Raw genomic sequence first — 15,762 nt, forward strand, 5'->3', positions numbered from 1 at the left:
GTTTAGTTCCTCCAAAAATGAATGAGCCAATGTCAGGAGTGTCTGGATAGACGCCGTAAGGCGGCGTCGGCATTGCGATAGGCGCGCTCGAAATCCTCGTCGCCGGCGGGCGCCTCGCTGCGTTCTGACGCAGACAGTTTGCGAGGGATGTAGATAAACGCCGCTTGCACAAGAAAGAACGTCCATAAAGCCAGGAACAGACTTTGGGTATGCAGCGCGGCGGCCAGGGACGCGAGCAGGGCGGCGCCATTGAGGAGCGCGTCCATCGCGGCGGCGACCAGGCTGTCATGGATATACAAACAGCGCGTCAGCCAGATGGCGGCGGTTTGCGCCGTCAGCCAGACCCAAACGCCGGGATTAAGTAAGAACAGCGCGGCGGTCGCCGTCATCCAGGCGGCGAATACGACAAGACGTCCGGTGCGGGCGCGGCTGTCACGCAACAAGATCACCACATAGGCCAGACCAAGAGCGGAAATGAGCAGCCTGAGTCCGAAGCCTTCGCCAACCAGTGGCGCGAAAAGAACCAGCGCCAGGGCGCCGAATATACTGAGCGCCAGCGCAATCGCCGCGCCGCGCCAGAAAGTGGTCTTGCTCATGACGCCCTCCGTTTTTGCTGCTCGCGCAGCATCGCCAGATCAATGTCTTCCTCGGTAATGCTGACGTCTTTGTTGTCCCAGGCCTTGGGCTCGACGCTGTGATCCGTCTCAAACAAAGCGGCTTTCTGTCGCATACTCTCAAGCCGACGGCGCTGATCGCAAAGTGTTGAAGTTTGAGCGGTGATCGCGTCAGTCAGTTGGCTGGGCCTGCTGTCGGAATTGGGTCAGCAGCAGCTCGCCTTCCAGTTTTCGACGGAGTAAGTTGCGGGCGAGCTTTTCATTTTGCGCCTCAAAACAAAGGTCCAGCTGCCCTTCAAGTCCGCCCAGAGATTTCTCCACTTCTTTAACGCGACCGTTAACCTGTTGTATCTCAAACTCTTTCGCTTGCAGTCGACGCGCGTTTTGCGATACTTCTTCTTCCATTTCCCGAATCGCCTGACGCAGAAGGGCGTCGGGCTCTTCCAGGCGGTCCAGCACAGCGTGCATATCCGCTTTGAATAATCGAGTCAGTCTGGTGATCAGCGCCATGTTCGTCTCCTTTCAGGGTGTTCGTTGATGTGGTTCCAGTCTAAAAAGGAGCGAGCAGGCGTCGTAGACAGGCTTTTGTAAAACCTGCGCGGTCCTGTTTACAAAGAATTTACATGGCGCGCCGGCGCTTGTTGTTAGACTCGTTTGTAACTACATTCCTATCGCGAGAATGTTCTTTTCGGTACTTGTTGAGGTGGAGATGCAACGCAAAGCGCGCATTCTGATAGTGGAAGACGAAACGGCGATTCGCACCGGACTGGTGGATGTCTTCGTTTACCATGGCTATGACGTGGACTTCGCCGTGGACGGCGACGACGGTCTGAATAAGTCGCTGAATGGCGCCTATGATCTGATCCTGCTGGATGTGATGTTGCCGGGAAAAAACGGCTACGAGATCTGCGAAGCCGTGCGTCTCAAGGACCGTGATCAACCGATTATCATGTTGACCGCCAAGTCTTCCGACGAAGATGTCATCCATGGCCTGTCGCTGGGCGCCGATGACTACGTGGCCAAACCTTTCTCTGTAGCGCAACTGGTGCTGCGAGTGCAGGCTGTGCTGAGACGCTCCCGTTCCGCGTCGCTGGATGACGCGCATATTTGTCTGCTTGGCGGCTTGGAGATCGACACGTTGAATTTAAGCTGTCAGCACAAAGGGGAAGATGTTGCGTTTACGCGCAGGGAAATGGATGTCCTGCAATACCTGCACGAGCACAGCGAACGTCCGGTATCCCGAGAGGAGCTTCTAAACAAGGTCTGGGGCTATGCGCGGGATCTGGATATTGAAACCCGCACCGTGGATATTCACATCGCCAAGTTGCGTCGTAAAATTGAAGCCGATCCCAAGCAGCCGCAGCGGTTGGTGACTGTTCGCGGCGGCGGCTACCGCCTGATGACGGCGTCCTGATGGCCGCCTCGTTGCGACGTGGACTCACGCCAGGACGCCTGCGCCTGTTTCTGGCGGTTCTGTTTCTTGCCCTGCTTATCCCTTTCTCAGTATTGGTGTGGCAGACCCAGCAGCAGATCAAATGGGAGGCTTTTCACCAGTATCGTTTGCTGGCGGAAGAGCTATCCCAGCGTATCGACTCTGAGTTACAGCGCTGGATCGCCGTGGAAGAAGCGCATTCGTACGCCGACTATCAGTTTCTGGTTTTAACCGGCGACCCCAATACGTCCAGCTATGTGCAGCGCTCTCCTTTGGCGGCTTTCCCTGCTGAATCGTCTATTCCCGGCTTGCTTGGCTATTTTCAGGTGGATGCGGAAGGCGTGTTCTCTACGCCGGCGACTCCTGAGACGCTGGATAACCCTGAGCGTTGGGGCTTGAGCGTGGAGGAGCTGACCCAGAGAACCGCGTTGCGCGACACCTTGTTGGATATTCTCAGCCAGAATCAGCTGGTGCAGCGTCGCAGGACAGATGATCAGCCTCTCAATCTTGTGGAGGAAGGCGCAGGTCTGGCGGATGCGGCGGAGTCCTCCTCAAGTATGTACAGTTCGTCTTCCGAGTCGGGCTTGGGTGGCATGAGCGCGAGCGACGATATCAGTAGTGAGCGCGATGCGGAGATGGACACTCTGGCCATGGTCGAGCCCAAACCGACTCCGGCGGCGCCCGCTACGCGGGAGAGAAAATCCGTTCCGGAACCGGCGCAGGAAGAGTATAAGGCCAAGTCCCCGCCCGTGTATGCGCAGCAGGCGTTTGACAATTTAAACTCGCCGGTATTCGAACAACGGCAGCGTAGCCAAAGCGAGAAGCGCCTTGATGATCTCAAGCTACAAAACAGTTTCAAGAAGGAAAGCGCTGCAAGCAAGTCACTCTCGAAGGCCGCGCCAGCTACTGTGCAGGCTCCCAATCGCGTATCGAGAATAGAGCAGACCGCGTTGCTGGAAGAAGTGGAGTCCGAGGCGGCGCCGGGAGAGCCCGCCGTCGCCGCGCCAAAAGTAAAAATCTTCGAAAGCGAAGTAGACCCCCTGGAGCTGGCCTTGTTGGACAGCGGTCAGTTTGTGCTGTTCAGGAAAGTCTGGCGAGATGGTCAGCGTATCATTCAGGGTGCGATCATCGAGCAGGACGCCTTTGTCGAAGGGGCGATCGCGCAGGCGTTTCAGGGAACGGCGCTGGCGCAGATGAGCAATATGGTGGTGGCGTTTCAGGGCGATATCCTGCAAACGATCTCCGGTTCCGTGGGGCGTGGTTACATGGATCGAAGCGGGGAGTTGAACGGCGAACTGCTGCATCAGGTGCGTTTGTCAGCGCCGCTGGGCGATTTTCAATTACTTTGGACGATTAATCGTCTCCCCGCCGGTCCCGGCGCCAGGGTCGTCATTTGGGCAAGCGTGATTCTTGGCGGCGTGTTGCTGCTGGGATTCATCATGTTGTACCGGCTTGGCCTGCGGCAGATCAAACTGGCCCGGCAACAGCAGGATTTTGTTTCCGCCGTCAGTCATGAACTGAAAACGCCGCTGACCTCCATTCGCATGTATGGCGAAATGCTGCGGGAAGGCTGGGTCGGCGAAGAGAAGAAACGGGAGTACTACGATTTCATTCACGACGAGAGCGAGCGCTTATCCCGTCTCATCGCCAATGTGTTGCAACTGGCGAGAATGGAGCGCAACGACCTGAAACTCGAACTCAAACCCGTCGGCGCCCAGGCGCTAATGGATATGGTGCGCTCTAAAATCAGCAGCCAGGTGGAGCGGGCCGGATTTGAATGCAGCTACGAACTCGATCCTTCCTGCGTGGAGAGAGAGCTGCACGTAGACGCAGACGCGTTCGTGCAAGTGATCATCAATCTGGTGGACAACGCCATCAAGTTCTCCGCCAAATCCGAGCGCAAACGCATTGAGATCCACGCGCGGCCTCGGGGAGCCAAGTCAGTCGCCTGGAGCGTGCGGGACTACGGTCCTGGCGTACAGAAGAGCCAGATGAAAAAAATCTTCCAGCTGTTTTACCGCTCCGGCAATGAACTGACCCGCGACACCGTCGGCACCGGAATCGGGCTGGCGCTGGTGCGACAGCTGACCCGCGCCATGGGGGGCGAGGTGGACGTGCTGAACCGCACTCCAGGAGCGGAGTTTGAGGTGGTGTTGAGCTGATGCAGGAATAAGTGGCTAACTATAATTTTCTCTATAAAATAGTCACTTATCTGTTTTAAGACTTGTTGCAGGACGCAAACGATGATGTACACCGCTTCGCTTGTTGCGAACTTATCCCCCGACGATTTACCTCTCATCTGCGATACGCCCGATTAGTCGCGGATAACCACGTTCTCTGAATTTTTTACTCCAAACGAAGCCGGTTTTCACTGGGCTTTGCTGTTGGATGTAATAGCGCTGAATGATTAAGGATTGAGTAGGGCTATGAACGCTGTGTTGCGTATTAAAAACGACCTTGTGGCGGCCAGTATGGTCGCCAGTATTCTGTTTCTGGCTCTTGTCAGTCTGGGGCTTTCCCTGGCTGTCTTGCCGTTGTATGTAAATAAAACGCTGGGCTACTCTGCGTTTTATGTCGGATTGGTGGTGGCGATTGAGTCCATTTCTACGTTGCTTTCCCGCGCCTATGCCGGCAGGTTTTCGGACAATCATGGTCCCAGAAAAGGGATGGTGCTGGGGCTTACGCTGACCTTTAGCGCGGGGATACTGTGCTATCTGTCATTCGCTTTGTTGCCGGCGACTATTCTCACTTACGTGATTATCTGCTTCTCCCGGATCTTGATGGGGGTTGGCGAGAGTCTGATTTTTACCTGTAGCGGAACATGGCCTATCGGGCTGGTTGGTCGGGAGCACGCCGGTAAGATTATGTCCTGGGTGGGTATCGCTATGTTTCTGGGGCTCGCCGCCGGGAATTATGTCGGGGCCTGGTCTTATTACTCTGTAGGCATTGTCTATGCGGCGCTTTTCATGAGTCTGTCGCCAGTCATTGGCTTTGTATTTGTGGCGGTTGTCCGTCCCGTGGATGTGCATCCAGAAAGAAGCGAAATCAAGCTGGCCTATGCGATCAGTCGGATCTGGAAGTCGGGGTCAGGCTTTTCCCTCGCGAATATTGGCTATGCGGCGATTACCGCTTTCCTGGTGCTGTACTTTGTTGAAAGCGGCTGGCGGGAAGAGGCGGCTTTCTCTTTATCGCTCTTTGGCGTGGGCTATGTCTGTGCGCGTTTGACGCTGGGTTGGAGGGCGGACAGTTCTGGACTGAAAATGACATTGTTCTCACTTCTCATAGAAGCGGTGGGACTGCTATTGATTGGACTGGCGACCTCGCCTCAGCAAGCCATGATCGGGGCCTTCCTGACTGGCTTTGGCTTGTCCATGGTGTATCCGCTACTGGCGTTGCCCGCCCTGAAAAGTCTGCCGGATAAGAATATCGGACTGGCGCTGAGCACCTATGAATCCTGCTTTGATATTGGAATTTTGATTGCGGGCATTATCGGCGGCTCGATCGTTTCCTGGTTCGGCTACGAATCTATATTTATTTTCTCATTCTTTTGCTGCCTGTTAGCGATGGCGTCTACGGTGCTGGCGTTCAGGCAGTTGGAGGATGAGCAAATGGAGCCGGCCGCAGCGGTTTAACCGGGGCGCTGGACTCACTGGATAAGCCAGAGTAGCCGGCAGCCTGCTCTGGCTTATCGCGGATTACTTTTGCTGCGCCTCAGGGAAGAGCAGAGCGTAGGCGTCAAAAAAAGACAATGCGTCTTCTTCAGTAGAGGCGTCGGCGAGGGTTTTCAATTCGGGTTTGAGCGCCAGCCTGTAGCCGTCCAGCAAGTGCTCGATATTGTGCAGAGTGGGATTGTGGTTAATGGCGTCGGGCATCATTTTCAGGATGGCGTCCACATAGTTGAGGTTGCGATGAATGACGTCTCCGGAGTGTTGACTGGAGGCGACCCATAGGTGGTTAAGTTCTTTGCCTGATGTACGTTTTTCCGAATCTGCGGCTTGCACCACAGTGGTTCCATACACGACCGTGCACAGCTTTTCTTCTGCTTCAAACTCGCCATTTCTGTTGGCGTCGTACCAAAACTCATAAGCCAGTTCGTGGGTAAAGGCTCGGGCGTCGATGCTGATTTTGGCGACAGGCTTGCTGTCTGGACCCATATCTAAGCCTTGATACAGGGAATAGCCATCGAACCAACTGCGAGGTCGCCCCAGAAAATTACCCGGAGGGTATTCTTCTTCAACACGATAATGGGCGCCCAAAATGTTGAGGTCGCTGCCCTGGTGGAAAAACAGGTCTCCCAGCAGCACGCCGTCTTCCCGGGTTTCCATGAGCAGCTGTTGACGATCATCTTTCAGCTTTGTGCCAGTACGGACTCGCTCGCCCAAAATGCCCAGCATTCCCCTGCCTTCAATGAGGGTATACAGCGGTTTGATGTCGTTGACGTCGCCGTTTTTGACCGCGCCGTAGACTTCGATTTCTTCCCGTCCAAAGGTTGGATCGTTTTCGTTGATGGCGAAGACGGGAGTAAGTTGGTCTTCGACCAGAACTCTACCGATCAAGGCCTCCTTGCGTCCGCCCAAGCCTAGCCACTTACGGACTTCGCGTTCTTCGGAAGAAGCCAGCAAGACGCCATTAGCGTCCTTAACCTGAAAGGTTTCCACTTTGCCGTTGTCATTGGCGTTGATTTCGGCGATGACGTCGCCGCTGGGAAGGTTGATGTCGTTGTCGCCCCAGAAATTGTATGATCCGCTCCCCCGGCTGACGCCGCTATACACTCGAATGATGGACTGATAGGGAACATCCTGATTGGCCCCTGCGTTCCATGGATAGGTCGTGCGGCTTTCTGCGATGGTCAGTACTGCATTGGAGACAGGGTAATCGTTGAACGGCAGGCTACAGATGAACTTAATGATTCCCCATACAATGAGTGCGGGAATGATATAAATGGCTGACCTAAGTGATTGATAAATAAATTGCATTTTGGGTCGCGGATGGGGGCTTTGAATTGTTTGGCTGATATGGGAGGCGTTAGCTGGTCGAGTATATCATAAGGTGATAGTATTTCAGCCCGACTCATTGTCGAGTCATCATTTCTTATGAAGTTTGCGCCCGCAGCGCCTTATATTTGACGCGATGTATAGCAATGGAATACTGGTCTTTACTCTACCTCCCGTGCCTTTTCTGGGGCGCATACCACTACTATAAAGACCGGCATAAGCCCGAACCTGTTTTAATGCTGGTGCTGGCCCTTGTGCTAGGGTACTGCTCGGCCTATATCGGTTTATATTTGTATGAAGCGCTGGACTATGTTCACTTACGTTTCGATGCCTATGAACTTGCGGAAAGCTCGAGTCTGCATTTGTTTTTATATGCCGTTTTAGTCATTGGTCCGATAGAGGAGTTGGCTAAGTTTATTCCTTTTCTCCTTATCATTGTCAGACTGCCGCACTTTGACGAGCCGATAGACGGCATTATTTATTCCTCATTTATTGCACTCGGTTTTTCATTGCATGAGAACAGCTATTACCTGACCTATCTGGAGGGATGGGAAGCGATAGCGAGATCCCTGACGGCGCCGATGGTTCATGTCATGTTCGCTTCGATATGGGGATATGCTTATGGGTACTCTGATTCTCACGGAGGCAATCGCTTCGCCGTCACTACCTGTTTCTTGCTGATCTCTATGTTTTTACATGGCGTATTCGATTTTTTCAGTATTGGCCTGTCGCTATGGACCAATATCGCGCCGCCGTTGCTGATCCTGGGGATATGGATGTGGCGGTTGCGAATTTTACATAGAGTTGAGAGTGAGGCCTGAGTACAAGCTTATGAATTCAAGTGATTACGTATATGCTCTGCAAGGCTTGCGTTTCTGGCTGGATGACATGACGCGGCGTCAGCACTCACGGGCCAACCTTGATCCCGGCGAAGAGGAAATGATGCTGCAGGTGGAGCTGTGCTATCAGGAAATGTGGGGAGCGTATGCATCTATCTACAACCCTGAGAGTAACATGGTTCCTCCAGACCTACTGGAAAGGGCCGCCTGGACCAATTTCCCTGCATGGCCTGAGTCACTGCTGGCGTTACGGCCGCAGGATAAGTGCGATACGGACAAAGCAAAGAGATTACTGCAATTACCGTTTGAGCGTATCGAGCCTTGTTTACCAGAAATGTTGACATGGTTGCAGGACCCCAATTGGCCTGTCGCGGGCGCCATTGTCGATCCCTTGGCGGCGATGGGGGACAAGTTAACTCCCGCGTTGCTGCAGGCGCTCAAAATGGCGCGCCAGGAAAATGATTCCTGGTGGGTGTGCAATCTTATCCTTAACCTGATTAACCAATTACCAGCGTCCTCTGTGGAGACGCTGCGAGCTGAGTTATCGCACTGGATACTGAGTGAAGACCAGGAGCTGGGCGTTATGGTGATCAAACTCTTGCTGCGCCATAAGCTGGGCGACCAACAGAACCTGCGCAGATGGGCGCGGATAAAAATTGACGCTTACGCAGAGTATATTGAGGAGCTGCAAGATGCTCTCAAGGAAGAGGAAGAGGAAGAGGAAGAGGAAGAGGGAAATCAGCCGTAGCCAATTTCCCTTGTAATGAGCCTGATACGGATGACTAAGTCGCGTCCGCCTGTTGTTCAGGCGTCGCCTTCTGGAAGGCTTCCAGCTTCAGGCAATTGTCGTTGATCTCCCGTAGTCTCGGAAAGTCCGTCATCGGGCAGTTGAAACGGTCGGCGTTGTATACCTGAGGAATCAGGCAGACATCCGCCATCGTCACCTGCTCGCCAAAGCAGTAGGGACCTGCATCCGCATAACTCGCCGCCATTTTCTCAAGCGCCTTGAAGCCCTCAAGAATCCAATGCTGATACCACACCAGCTTCCTCTCCTCGCTGACTTCCATGGGGCCGGTCAGATACTGCAACACCCGCAGGTTATCCAACGGGTGAATGTCACAAGCAATGACCTGACTGAAAGCCCTGACTTGCGCTTTACTTTGCGGATCTGCTGGAAGTAAAGCAGGCGATGGATGCGTATCTTCCAGATACTCGATAATCGCAAGAGACTGATTCAGGCGGAACGAGCCGTCCGTCAGCAGCGGGACGAGGCCCTGAGGATTCAGGGCCCTGTAGTCAGACTGGTGCTGTTGGCCGCCGTCTTTCACCAGGTGAACGCTGTGGGCTTCGTAAGGAAGTCCTTTCAGGTTCAGTGCGATACGCACCCGGTAGGCGGCGCTGGAGCGCCAGTAATCATATAAGAGCATCATGAGTAGCGCGTCACTTTCTGGTCGATGGCGCCGAAAATGGAGCGCCCCTGTTTATCCAACATCTCAATACGCACTTGGTCTCCGAAACGCATGAATGGCGTTTTCGGCGAGCCGCTTTCAATGATCTCCAGCATGCGCACTTCCGCCAGACAGCTGGAGCCGGTGGAACGGTCTTTGTTGGAGACTGTGCCAGAGCCGACGATCGCGCCAGCAGACAGCGGACGAGTTTTCGCCGCGTGGGCTATCAGGGTGGGAAAGTCGAAGGTCATATCGATGCCGGCGTTGGGTTGTCCCAGCAGCGTGTCATTCAAATGCGTGATCAAGGGTAAATGCACCTTGCCGCCATCCCAGGCGTCGCCCAGCTCGTCCGGCGTCACCGCCACAGGGGAGAAGGCGCTGGAGGGTTTGCTCTGGAAAAAGCCGAAGCCTTTCGCCAGCTCGCCGGGAATCAGGTTGCGCAGGGACACATCATTGACCAGCATCAGCAGGCGAATATGTTTACCCGCGTCTTCCGGCGTGGCGCCCATTCGAACGTCGTCTGTTATTACCGCCACTTCCGCTTCCATATCGATGCCCCAATCCTCTGAAGCCATGGCGATATCTTCGCGCGGCCCCAGGAAAGCGTCGCTGCCGCCCTGGTACATCAGCGGGTCGGTCCAGAAGCTCTCCGGCATTTCCGCGCCGCGGGCTTTGCGCACCAGCTCTACGTGATTGACGTAAGCGCTGCCGTCAGCCCATTGGTAAGCACGCGGCAGGGGAGAGGCGCATTGGCTCGGATCAAATGCAAAGGCCTCCTTGGCGGAGCCTTTATTCAGGGCGCTGTACACTTCCTCCAGCGCGGAGGACAGATCGTTCCACTGGTCCAAGGCGGCTTGCAGCGTAGGAGCGATCTGTGGAACGGCGACGGCCTGTTGCAGATCGCGGCTGACGACAACCAGGACGCCGTCGCGCGAATTGCTTTTTAATGTTGCGAATTTCATGGATATTGCTCCTTAAACCGTCGCTATTTCATTTTCCAACTGTCTGCATATTCGATGGTCTCCACCTGACAGGCTGACGGCCCGACTTCCAGCGCATCGCGGGTGTCGAGCATGACGGCGACTTCATCGGTTTCTTTACGGGTATATTCGAGGCCCGCAGCAAATGCTTTGGGGTGAGGCCCGTGAGTGAACCCGGAAGGATGGAAGGTCACCATGGCGGGACCAATATTGTCCCGGCTGAAGAAGTTGCCTTGATGGTAGAAAATGACCTCATCGAAGTCGTCATTGTTGTGGTAGAAGGGCACTTTCAGTGCGCCTGGATCAGACTCGATTGGACGAGGCACGAAGGTGCACACCACAAACCGACTGGCGACGAAGGTGGAGTGCGCCGACGGCGGCAAATGATAACGATGAGACGCCAATGGGCGAATGTCGCGCCAGTTGATGCGCACCACGGAAAGGTCGCCGTGCCAGCCGAGAGCGTCCAGCGGGCTGTAAGGATAGGTCACCTTGGAAATCGCGTTGCGACGCTTGATCTCCACCACCCACTGGGTGTCGTCCTGCTGGGCGAGGAAGGCGTCGTCAATGCGGGGGACGTCCAGCATCGCGGGATCAAAGATCGCCTGCGGTCCCACCAATCCTTTTTCCGGCAGCTGATAGCTGTCGTTAGTGGCTTCGATCATTAACATGGTGATGGGAGACTTAGGCTCCAGTCGCCACATGGTGCTGCGCGGCAGCACGATGTAATCGCCTTCACGCACGGTCAGGCGACCGTAATCACAGAAGAAGTCGCCTTCTCCTTCGTGAATGAAGAACAGGTCGTCGCCATCTGCATTGCGGGCGAGAGTATCCATCTTCTGCGTGCAGCGCCAGTAACGATACTGACAGTGCGCGTTGTGCAGCAAAACCGGGGCGTCAAAGGGAGATTTGGTCTCAATGTTCAATCTGTTGAGATCAAAAGCCCGGGGACGCAATGGCCCTTCCCAGCTATCCCAGTCAGTAGGCGGACGCTTATGGTGAAAGTGGGCGGTAGGCCCGAAGAAACCGCTGCGTCCGGCTTCCCTTTCATAGATCGCTTCGCTGGGCAGGTCTGCATGGGCTTGTCTGGAGACCAGCCCTTCTTTATGCGGAAAAGAGATCCACTTACGCATGTTCCTTTTCTCCGGCGTTAGGAGACAGCAGACCGCGACGGATCTGGTCTTCTTCGATGGATTCAAACAATGCCTGGAAGTTGCCTTCGCCGAATCCTTCATTGCCTTTGCGTTGGATGATTTCGAAGAAGATCGGCCCGATGACGGTGCTGGTGAAAATCTGCAGCAGCAGGCCGTCATTATCGTGAGGCGCTCCGTCAATCAGAATGCGCAGATCTTTCAGGTTCTCGACATTTTCATCATGGCCGGGGACGCGGGTGTCGATTTTTTCGTAGTAAGTATCGGGCGTGTCCATGAACACCACGCCAGCTTCGCGCATATCGCGTACTGTCTTGTAGATATCCTCGGTAGACAGCGCGATGTGCTGGATGCCTTCGCCTTTGTACTCCTGCAGATATTCTTCGATCTGAGACTTGTCGTCAGCGGACTCGTTGATCGGGATGCGGATTTTGCAGCAGGGGGAGGTCATGGCGCGGCTATGCAGGCCGGTCAACTTGCCTTCGATGTCGAAATAACGAATCTCGCGGAAGTTGCCGATGCGCTCGTAAAAGCCGGCCCAGGTGTCCATGTTGCCGCGGAATACGTTGTGAGTCAGGTGGTCCAGAGTGGTCAGACCCAGGCCTTTCGGGTGTTTATCCACGCCGGGGAAGTACTCGAAATCAATATCGTAAATACTGTCTTCGCCATATTTATCAACGAAATAAAGCACACTGCCGCCGATGCCATACACCGCAGGGATGCGGACTTCTTCGCCTTGAACATCGCCTTGGTCAAAGGGCTTGGCGCCTTGAGATACGGCGTATTCGAATGCCTTTTGTGCGTCTTTGACGCGGAACGCCATAGCGCAGGCGCAGGGGCCATGATCCATGCTGAACTTGTGGAAGTAGCTGGGGACGTTTTCGTTGACCAGGAAGTTGATGTCGCCCTGACGATACAGGGTGATAGCTTTACGCTTGTGTCTGGCGATGGCGGTGAAACCCAGCGTTTCGAAAAGAGGTTTCAGGCTTTCTGCGCCTGCTTTGTCAGGAGCTCCAAATTCAACGAATTCGAAACCATCAGTGCCAAGTGGGTTTGTATATACATTACTCATGATACAGTCCTCTGTATTATCAATTAAAAAACGCGTAATGGAATTGTCGTCAGCTGGGGCGAAGCCCCGCTTAGCTCCATTGGGCGCGGATTTCTGCGGCTATCAGTAGCTTCAATGCGAGTAATGCAAAATCGTTCATAACTTTAGTGGACTTAACCTGCTTCGTCTGTACGTCGTCGCCGTTCCCGCACGTCAGGCGCGGGCGGCTAACTTCTCCGGATTGGTTTGTTGTTTGGGCGGAAAAGTCGGGGCGAACAGCCCAAGTTCTTTGGCCTGGCGCACTTTATCCATAATGTCGCAGTGGGCGACTTCGTAAAGCTGTTTAAGGCCATCCAGCACATAATAAATAGGTTGCATGATATCGATGCGGTAAGGCGTTCTCAGCACATCCACGATATCAAAGGGACGGCGTTCCGGCGTATCGGAGAAACAATATTGCGTCTCGCCGATAGAGGACAGAATGCCGCCGCCGTAAATTCGTTGTCCCGCGGCGGAGTTCATCAGCCCGAACTCGACGGTGAACCAGTACAGCCGCGCCAGGAAGATGCGGTCTTCCTTGGAGGCTGAGTAACCCAGTTTGCCGTACATTTGGGTGAATTCCGCGAAGTAGGGATTGGTCAGCATGGCGCAGTGACCGAAGATTTCATGGAAGATGTCCGGCTCTTGCAAATAATCCATTTCATCCGGCGTGCGAATAAAGGTGGCGCAGGGGAATTTCTTATTTGAGAGTAAGTCGAAGAAGGTATCGAAGGGAATCAATGCAGGCACTTGCGCCACTTCCCAACCGGTTTCACGGCGTAATACGGAGGATACTTCCTCCAATTGGGGGATACGGTCTTCGGGTAAATCCAGTAACTTCAGTCCATGAAGATATTCGTCGCAGGCCACATTGCGTATGACCTTGTGTTGTCGTGTGATCAGCTCACGCCAGACGGCGTGTTCCGAATCGGGGTAGGCGATAAAGCCGGATGCGTCAGGCTCTCTCGCAACATACTTTGTACCTTTGCCCATTTTCTCACCTCGTGACGTGTCAGGAAGGGTGTATTCCATGGCACTCTTATTATTCTACCGGCTTGTGGCCGGCTTAATCTGGCGGCCGTCAGTTGGATTGGACGGCGCGAGGTCGGATTTTTTTCCGGCCGGGCCTTCCTCTGATTAAATGACAATCTGCAGAATTTGTCTATACATTGCTAATAACGGCTGGCGATTAGCGAGGGAGATTTAATGACGATTCCTTTCAAGCTTAAGGCTCAGTCGGTGAATGTCCGCCACAACTTGGCGAACTCCCCTGAGAACTCCCTGATGAGGCCGGGGTGGTCGGTAATGACGATATTCTCCTGATTATAAGTAGTGGCGCTGCGGGTCCAGTTAAAACTGCCGTGGATAAGCAGGCCATCGTCAATAAGCGCAAACTTATGATGCATATGGTGGGGTTCATCGTCCATCTTCACAGAAATGCCGGCTTCTTTAAATCGATCGATGTCGCTGCCGCGATCGAAGGACTTGTCATTGTCCGTGATAATCCGAATATTCAGCCCCCGTCTATGGGCGTTAATAATTTCATCCGCGATTTTGTCATCGGAAATGGTGAACACGCAGATCTGCAGGCTGCTTTGAGCATTGCGTATGCGTTCTATGATTGCGCGACGACATTGTTCCCCGGGACTAAAGTAGGCTCGCGTTAAGTTACTCTCCTCTTCGCCTGAGTCCAAAGCCTTGATCACCCGCTCCAGCCATTTCAACGCCCTGAGCGCCTCATCGCCCCCATTGACGATCAATGGACGGGTCAACTCAAAGGCGCGATTACGCATAAAACGCACCTGATCCGGCTGTAAAGTCTCAAGCATCGCCAGCAACGCCTGCTTCTCAGCATTATCAAACCTTTCATCCGTGAGGGTTTGTTGGAGGAAGAAAGTCAGTTGGTTCAGTTGCATTGTGCTCGCACCTTTTACTTCGAAAGTCGGAAAAGAGTAACTTTTTGAGATGCAAATCGAAATAGTGATAGGCGTCGCTGGAGGAGAGGGATGTTGGCCTGGAAACTTTCCGTCGAGCCAAAACAAATGTTGCATTTGTACGGTGAATATTATGAATTGTAAGCCTTTTGTTCAGGCCGTGTGAGTGATCAGTGATGAAGTCTAGGTACGGCAAAATTTTGCTTATTGTTCTTTTACAGCTACTGACGGCCGCTTTCGTCTTTCATTTCATATCTATCGTTTATTCAGAACAGCAGGCGGCAGCCAATGGGGTTAGCACAATTGAGGTTAAGAGCGGCGTGCGTTACCTGCTATTGCCGCTTGTCGTCACGGTTATCATTATCACAGGAGTGATCGACCGGAGATTAGGTTCGGCATTCTTTAAAAAAGCGCAGGGAGGAATTATTTTCGCAGCCTTTTTATGCTTACTTTTTATAGGTTGGTGGATGGAAATGTCGGTAGTCTACTTTATTGAAAGCATGGGATATCAGGATTGTGGAACAACATATTCAGGGGTGTGGTTGAACGTTTCACTTTACGCGCACGCATCTGAAGTATGCCCTTAACACACTGCTTTAGCGTTGCTTTGCTTGTGCTGGAAACCTGTATCGTCAGATAGGTCGATGGCTCGGAGCCGGCAATCACTCCAATTTCCAGTCCTCTCCTGTATACTTGCTCGCTAAAGATGAATTGATGACCTGATATTTGGGATTACTATGGCGATTAAACGCGTATCTTCTTGGCTATTGGTGGTGGGGTTGAGTCTGGGCGCATTGGCTGGCTGTTCTCCTGAGGTGGGGAGCAAGGACTGGTGTGAGGATATGGCGACCAAGCCGAAGGGTGACTGGACGGCGAATGAGGCGACGGATTACGCCAAACATTGTCTGTTCCGCTCCGATAGCTAAGCGAGCGAACTCCGCTCCTCACTTATTGGGAACAGGGGCGAGACTACATTTTGATAGTTATCAACAGGTTGTCGTCACCTTGAAGCCTGTTGTTTTCGTGAGGCGCTTTGTGCGCCTTGACTTTGCCGGGGCGGCCATTTAGCTTACGCCCCATTGCATCAGGTGTCCCACGAACATTCGTTCACGGGATGAAACGGGAAGTCGGTTAAAATCCGACGCTGCCCCCGCAACGGTAAATGAGTCAAACGACAACCCCCTGTCACTGCGGATTCGCGGGAAGACGTTGTCGCCGGTTACGCCACTCATGAGCCCGGAGACCGGCCTGACGCCTGCTGATCGCGTGGCATAGCGGAG

At 53.8% G+C, this 15,762-nt stretch carries 17 protein-coding genes and 1 riboswitch; of the genes, 7 read left to right on the plus strand and 10 right to left on the minus strand.

Going from position 1 to position 15,762, the window contains the following annotated elements; genetic code table 11:
* Positions 1-32: 32 nt before the first annotated feature.
* From HCH_RS04270 to HCH_RS04275, 3 genes are read right to left on the minus strand one after another with little or no spacing between them, the layout of a single operon-like run.
* A complete protein-coding gene (locus HCH_RS04270; RefSeq protein ID WP_011394906.1) occupies positions 33-596 on the minus strand; it encodes a hypothetical protein in 564 nt (187 codons plus the stop codon).
* On the minus strand, positions 593-730 hold the full coding sequence (locus HCH_RS34100) for a hypothetical protein (protein WP_011394907.1): 138 nt from the start codon (positions 728-730) through the stop codon (positions 593-595). Before HCH_RS34100 ends, HCH_RS04270 begins: the two co-directional genes overlap by 4 nt.
* Before the next feature lie 55 nt (positions 731-785).
* Positions 786-1,124 (minus strand): PspA/IM30 family protein, encoded by a 339-nt coding sequence (locus tag HCH_RS04275; RefSeq protein WP_011394908.1) that lies wholly within the window; start codon positions 1,122-1,124, stop codon positions 786-788.
* Positions 1,125-1,323: 199 nt separating this feature from the next.
* Here HCH_RS04275 and HCH_RS04280 point away from each other — a divergent pair, with 199 nt between their 5' ends.
* From HCH_RS04280 to HCH_RS04290, 3 genes are all read left to right on the plus strand, one after another.
* Positions 1,324-2,028, plus strand: coding sequence for a response regulator transcription factor (locus HCH_RS04280; RefSeq protein ID WP_041598417.1), 705 nt, complete (start codon positions 1,324-1,326; stop codon positions 2,026-2,028).
* Positions 2,028-4,208 (plus strand): sensor histidine kinase, encoded by a 2,181-nt coding sequence (locus HCH_RS04285; protein ID WP_011394910.1) that lies wholly within the window; start codon positions 2,028-2,030, stop codon positions 4,206-4,208. The genes HCH_RS04280 and HCH_RS04285 overlap by 1 nt, the downstream gene beginning before the upstream one ends.
* 264 nt (positions 4,209-4,472) lie before the next feature.
* Positions 4,473-5,678 (plus strand): MFS transporter, encoded by a 1,206-nt coding sequence (locus tag HCH_RS04290; RefSeq protein ID WP_011394911.1) that lies wholly within the window; start codon positions 4,473-4,475, stop codon positions 5,676-5,678.
* A gap of 63 nt (positions 5,679-5,741) precedes the next feature.
* Here the strand turns inward: HCH_RS04290 and HCH_RS04295 are convergent, their stop codons facing one another.
* A complete protein-coding gene (locus HCH_RS04295; protein ID WP_011394912.1) occupies positions 5,742-7,022 on the minus strand; it encodes a hypothetical protein in 1,281 nt (426 codons plus the stop codon).
* A 164-nt stretch (positions 7,023-7,186) separates the two neighbouring features.
* On the opposite strand from HCH_RS04295, the gene HCH_RS04300 reads away from it, so the two are divergent.
* Both HCH_RS04300 and HCH_RS04305 read left to right on the plus strand, forming a co-directional pair.
* Positions 7,187-7,861, plus strand: a complete 675-nt coding sequence (locus HCH_RS04300; protein WP_011394913.1) for a PrsW family intramembrane metalloprotease — start codon at positions 7,187-7,189, stop codon at positions 7,859-7,861.
* A 10-nt stretch (positions 7,862-7,871) separates the two neighbouring features.
* Positions 7,872-8,627, plus strand: a complete 756-nt coding sequence (locus tag HCH_RS04305; protein ID WP_011394914.1) for a DUF5071 domain-containing protein — start codon at positions 7,872-7,874, stop codon at positions 8,625-8,627.
* A gap of 34 nt (positions 8,628-8,661) precedes the next feature.
* On the opposite strand, the gene maiA is transcribed toward HCH_RS04305, so the two are convergent.
* From maiA to HCH_RS04335, 6 genes are all read right to left on the minus strand, one after another.
* Positions 8,662-9,309, minus strand: a complete 648-nt coding sequence (maiA, locus tag HCH_RS04310; protein ID WP_011394915.1) for a maleylacetoacetate isomerase — start codon at positions 9,307-9,309, stop codon at positions 8,662-8,664.
* Positions 9,306-10,289 carry a fumarylacetoacetate hydrolase family protein gene (locus HCH_RS04315; protein WP_011394916.1) on the minus strand — a complete coding sequence of 328 codons (984 nt, stop codon included), beginning with the start codon at positions 10,287-10,289 and terminating at the stop codon, positions 9,306-9,308. Before HCH_RS04315 ends, maiA begins: the two co-directional genes overlap by 4 nt.
* 23 nt (positions 10,290-10,312) lie before the next feature.
* Positions 10,313-11,440, minus strand: coding sequence for a homogentisate 1,2-dioxygenase (locus HCH_RS04320; RefSeq protein WP_011394917.1), 1,128 nt, complete (start codon positions 11,438-11,440; stop codon positions 10,313-10,315).
* Positions 11,433-12,530, minus strand: coding sequence for a 4-hydroxyphenylpyruvate dioxygenase (hppD, locus tag HCH_RS04325; protein ID WP_011394918.1), 1,098 nt, complete (start codon positions 12,528-12,530; stop codon positions 11,433-11,435). Before hppD ends, HCH_RS04320 begins: the two co-directional genes overlap by 8 nt.
* Positions 12,531-12,722: 192 nt before the next feature.
* Positions 12,723-13,541 (minus strand): phenylalanine 4-monooxygenase, encoded by an 819-nt coding sequence (gene phhA, locus HCH_RS04330; RefSeq protein WP_011394919.1) that lies wholly within the window; start codon positions 13,539-13,541, stop codon positions 12,723-12,725.
* Positions 13,542-13,780: 239 nt separating this feature from the next.
* A complete protein-coding gene (locus HCH_RS04335; protein WP_011394920.1) occupies positions 13,781-14,464 on the minus strand; it encodes a phospholipase D-like domain-containing protein in 684 nt (227 codons plus the stop codon).
* A 194-nt stretch (positions 14,465-14,658) separates the two neighbouring features.
* On the opposite strand from HCH_RS04335, the gene HCH_RS04340 reads away from it, so the two are divergent.
* Both HCH_RS04340 and HCH_RS04345 read left to right on the plus strand, forming a co-directional pair.
* Positions 14,659-15,069 (plus strand): hypothetical protein, encoded by a 411-nt coding sequence (locus tag HCH_RS04340; RefSeq protein ID WP_041598419.1) that lies wholly within the window; start codon positions 14,659-14,661, stop codon positions 15,067-15,069.
* Between the two features lie 150 nt (positions 15,070-15,219).
* Positions 15,220-15,408 (plus strand): DUF3012 domain-containing protein, encoded by a 189-nt coding sequence (locus HCH_RS04345; RefSeq protein ID WP_011394921.1) that lies wholly within the window; start codon positions 15,220-15,222, stop codon positions 15,406-15,408.
* A 143-nt stretch (positions 15,409-15,551) separates the two neighbouring features.
* A riboswitch (cobalamin riboswitch) is annotated at positions 15,552-15,749 on the plus strand.
* Positions 15,750-15,762 lie beyond the last annotated feature (13 nt).

Origin of the sequence: Hahella chejuensis KCTC 2396, assembly GCF_000012985.1 — a bacterium.
Taxonomy (GTDB): Bacteria; Pseudomonadota; Gammaproteobacteria; order Pseudomonadales; family Oleiphilaceae; genus Hahella; species Hahella chejuensis.

Excerpts from the sequence above, each read along its gene's own strand:
- HCH_RS04270 (WP_011394906.1), bottom strand. The coding sequence starts at position 596 with ATGAGCAAGACCACTTTCTGGCGCGGCGCGGCGATTGCGCTGGCGCTC.
- HCH_RS34100 (WP_011394907.1), bottom strand. The coding sequence starts at position 730 with ATGCGACAGAAAGCCGCTTTGTTTGAGACGGATCACAGCGTCGAGCCC.
- HCH_RS04275 (WP_011394908.1), bottom strand. The coding sequence starts at position 1,124 with ATGGCGCTGATCACCAGACTGACTCGATTATTCAAAGCGGATATGCAC.
- HCH_RS04280 (WP_041598417.1), top strand. The coding sequence starts at position 1,324 with ATGCAACGCAAAGCGCGCATTCTGATAGTGGAAGACGAAACGGCGATT.
- HCH_RS04285 (WP_011394910.1), top strand. The coding sequence starts at position 2,028 with ATGGCCGCCTCGTTGCGACGTGGACTCACGCCAGGACGCCTGCGCCTG.
- HCH_RS04290 (WP_011394911.1), top strand. The coding sequence starts at position 4,473 with ATGAACGCTGTGTTGCGTATTAAAAACGACCTTGTGGCGGCCAGTATG.
- HCH_RS04295 (WP_011394912.1), bottom strand. The coding sequence starts at position 7,022 with ATGCAATTTATTTATCAATCACTTAGGTCAGCCATTTATATCATTCCC.
- HCH_RS04300 (WP_011394913.1), top strand. The coding sequence starts at position 7,187 with ATGGAATACTGGTCTTTACTCTACCTCCCGTGCCTTTTCTGGGGCGCA.
- HCH_RS04305 (WP_011394914.1), top strand. The coding sequence starts at position 7,872 with ATGAATTCAAGTGATTACGTATATGCTCTGCAAGGCTTGCGTTTCTGG.
- maiA (WP_011394915.1), bottom strand. The coding sequence starts at position 9,309 with ATGATGCTCTTATATGATTACTGGCGCTCCAGCGCCGCCTACCGGGTG.
- HCH_RS04315 (WP_011394916.1), bottom strand. The coding sequence starts at position 10,289 with ATGAAATTCGCAACATTAAAAAGCAATTCGCGCGACGGCGTCCTGGTT.
- HCH_RS04320 (WP_011394917.1), bottom strand. The coding sequence starts at position 11,440 with ATGCGTAAGTGGATCTCTTTTCCGCATAAAGAAGGGCTGGTCTCCAGA.
- hppD (WP_011394918.1), bottom strand. The coding sequence starts at position 12,530 with ATGAGTAATGTATATACAAACCCACTTGGCACTGATGGTTTCGAATTC.
- phhA (WP_011394919.1), bottom strand. The coding sequence starts at position 13,541 with ATGGGCAAAGGTACAAAGTATGTTGCGAGAGAGCCTGACGCATCCGGC.
- HCH_RS04335 (WP_011394920.1), bottom strand. The coding sequence starts at position 14,464 with ATGCAACTGAACCAACTGACTTTCTTCCTCCAACAAACCCTCACGGAT.
- HCH_RS04340 (WP_041598419.1), top strand. The coding sequence starts at position 14,659 with ATGAAGTCTAGGTACGGCAAAATTTTGCTTATTGTTCTTTTACAGCTA.
- HCH_RS04345 (WP_011394921.1), top strand. The coding sequence starts at position 15,220 with ATGGCGATTAAACGCGTATCTTCTTGGCTATTGGTGGTGGGGTTGAGT.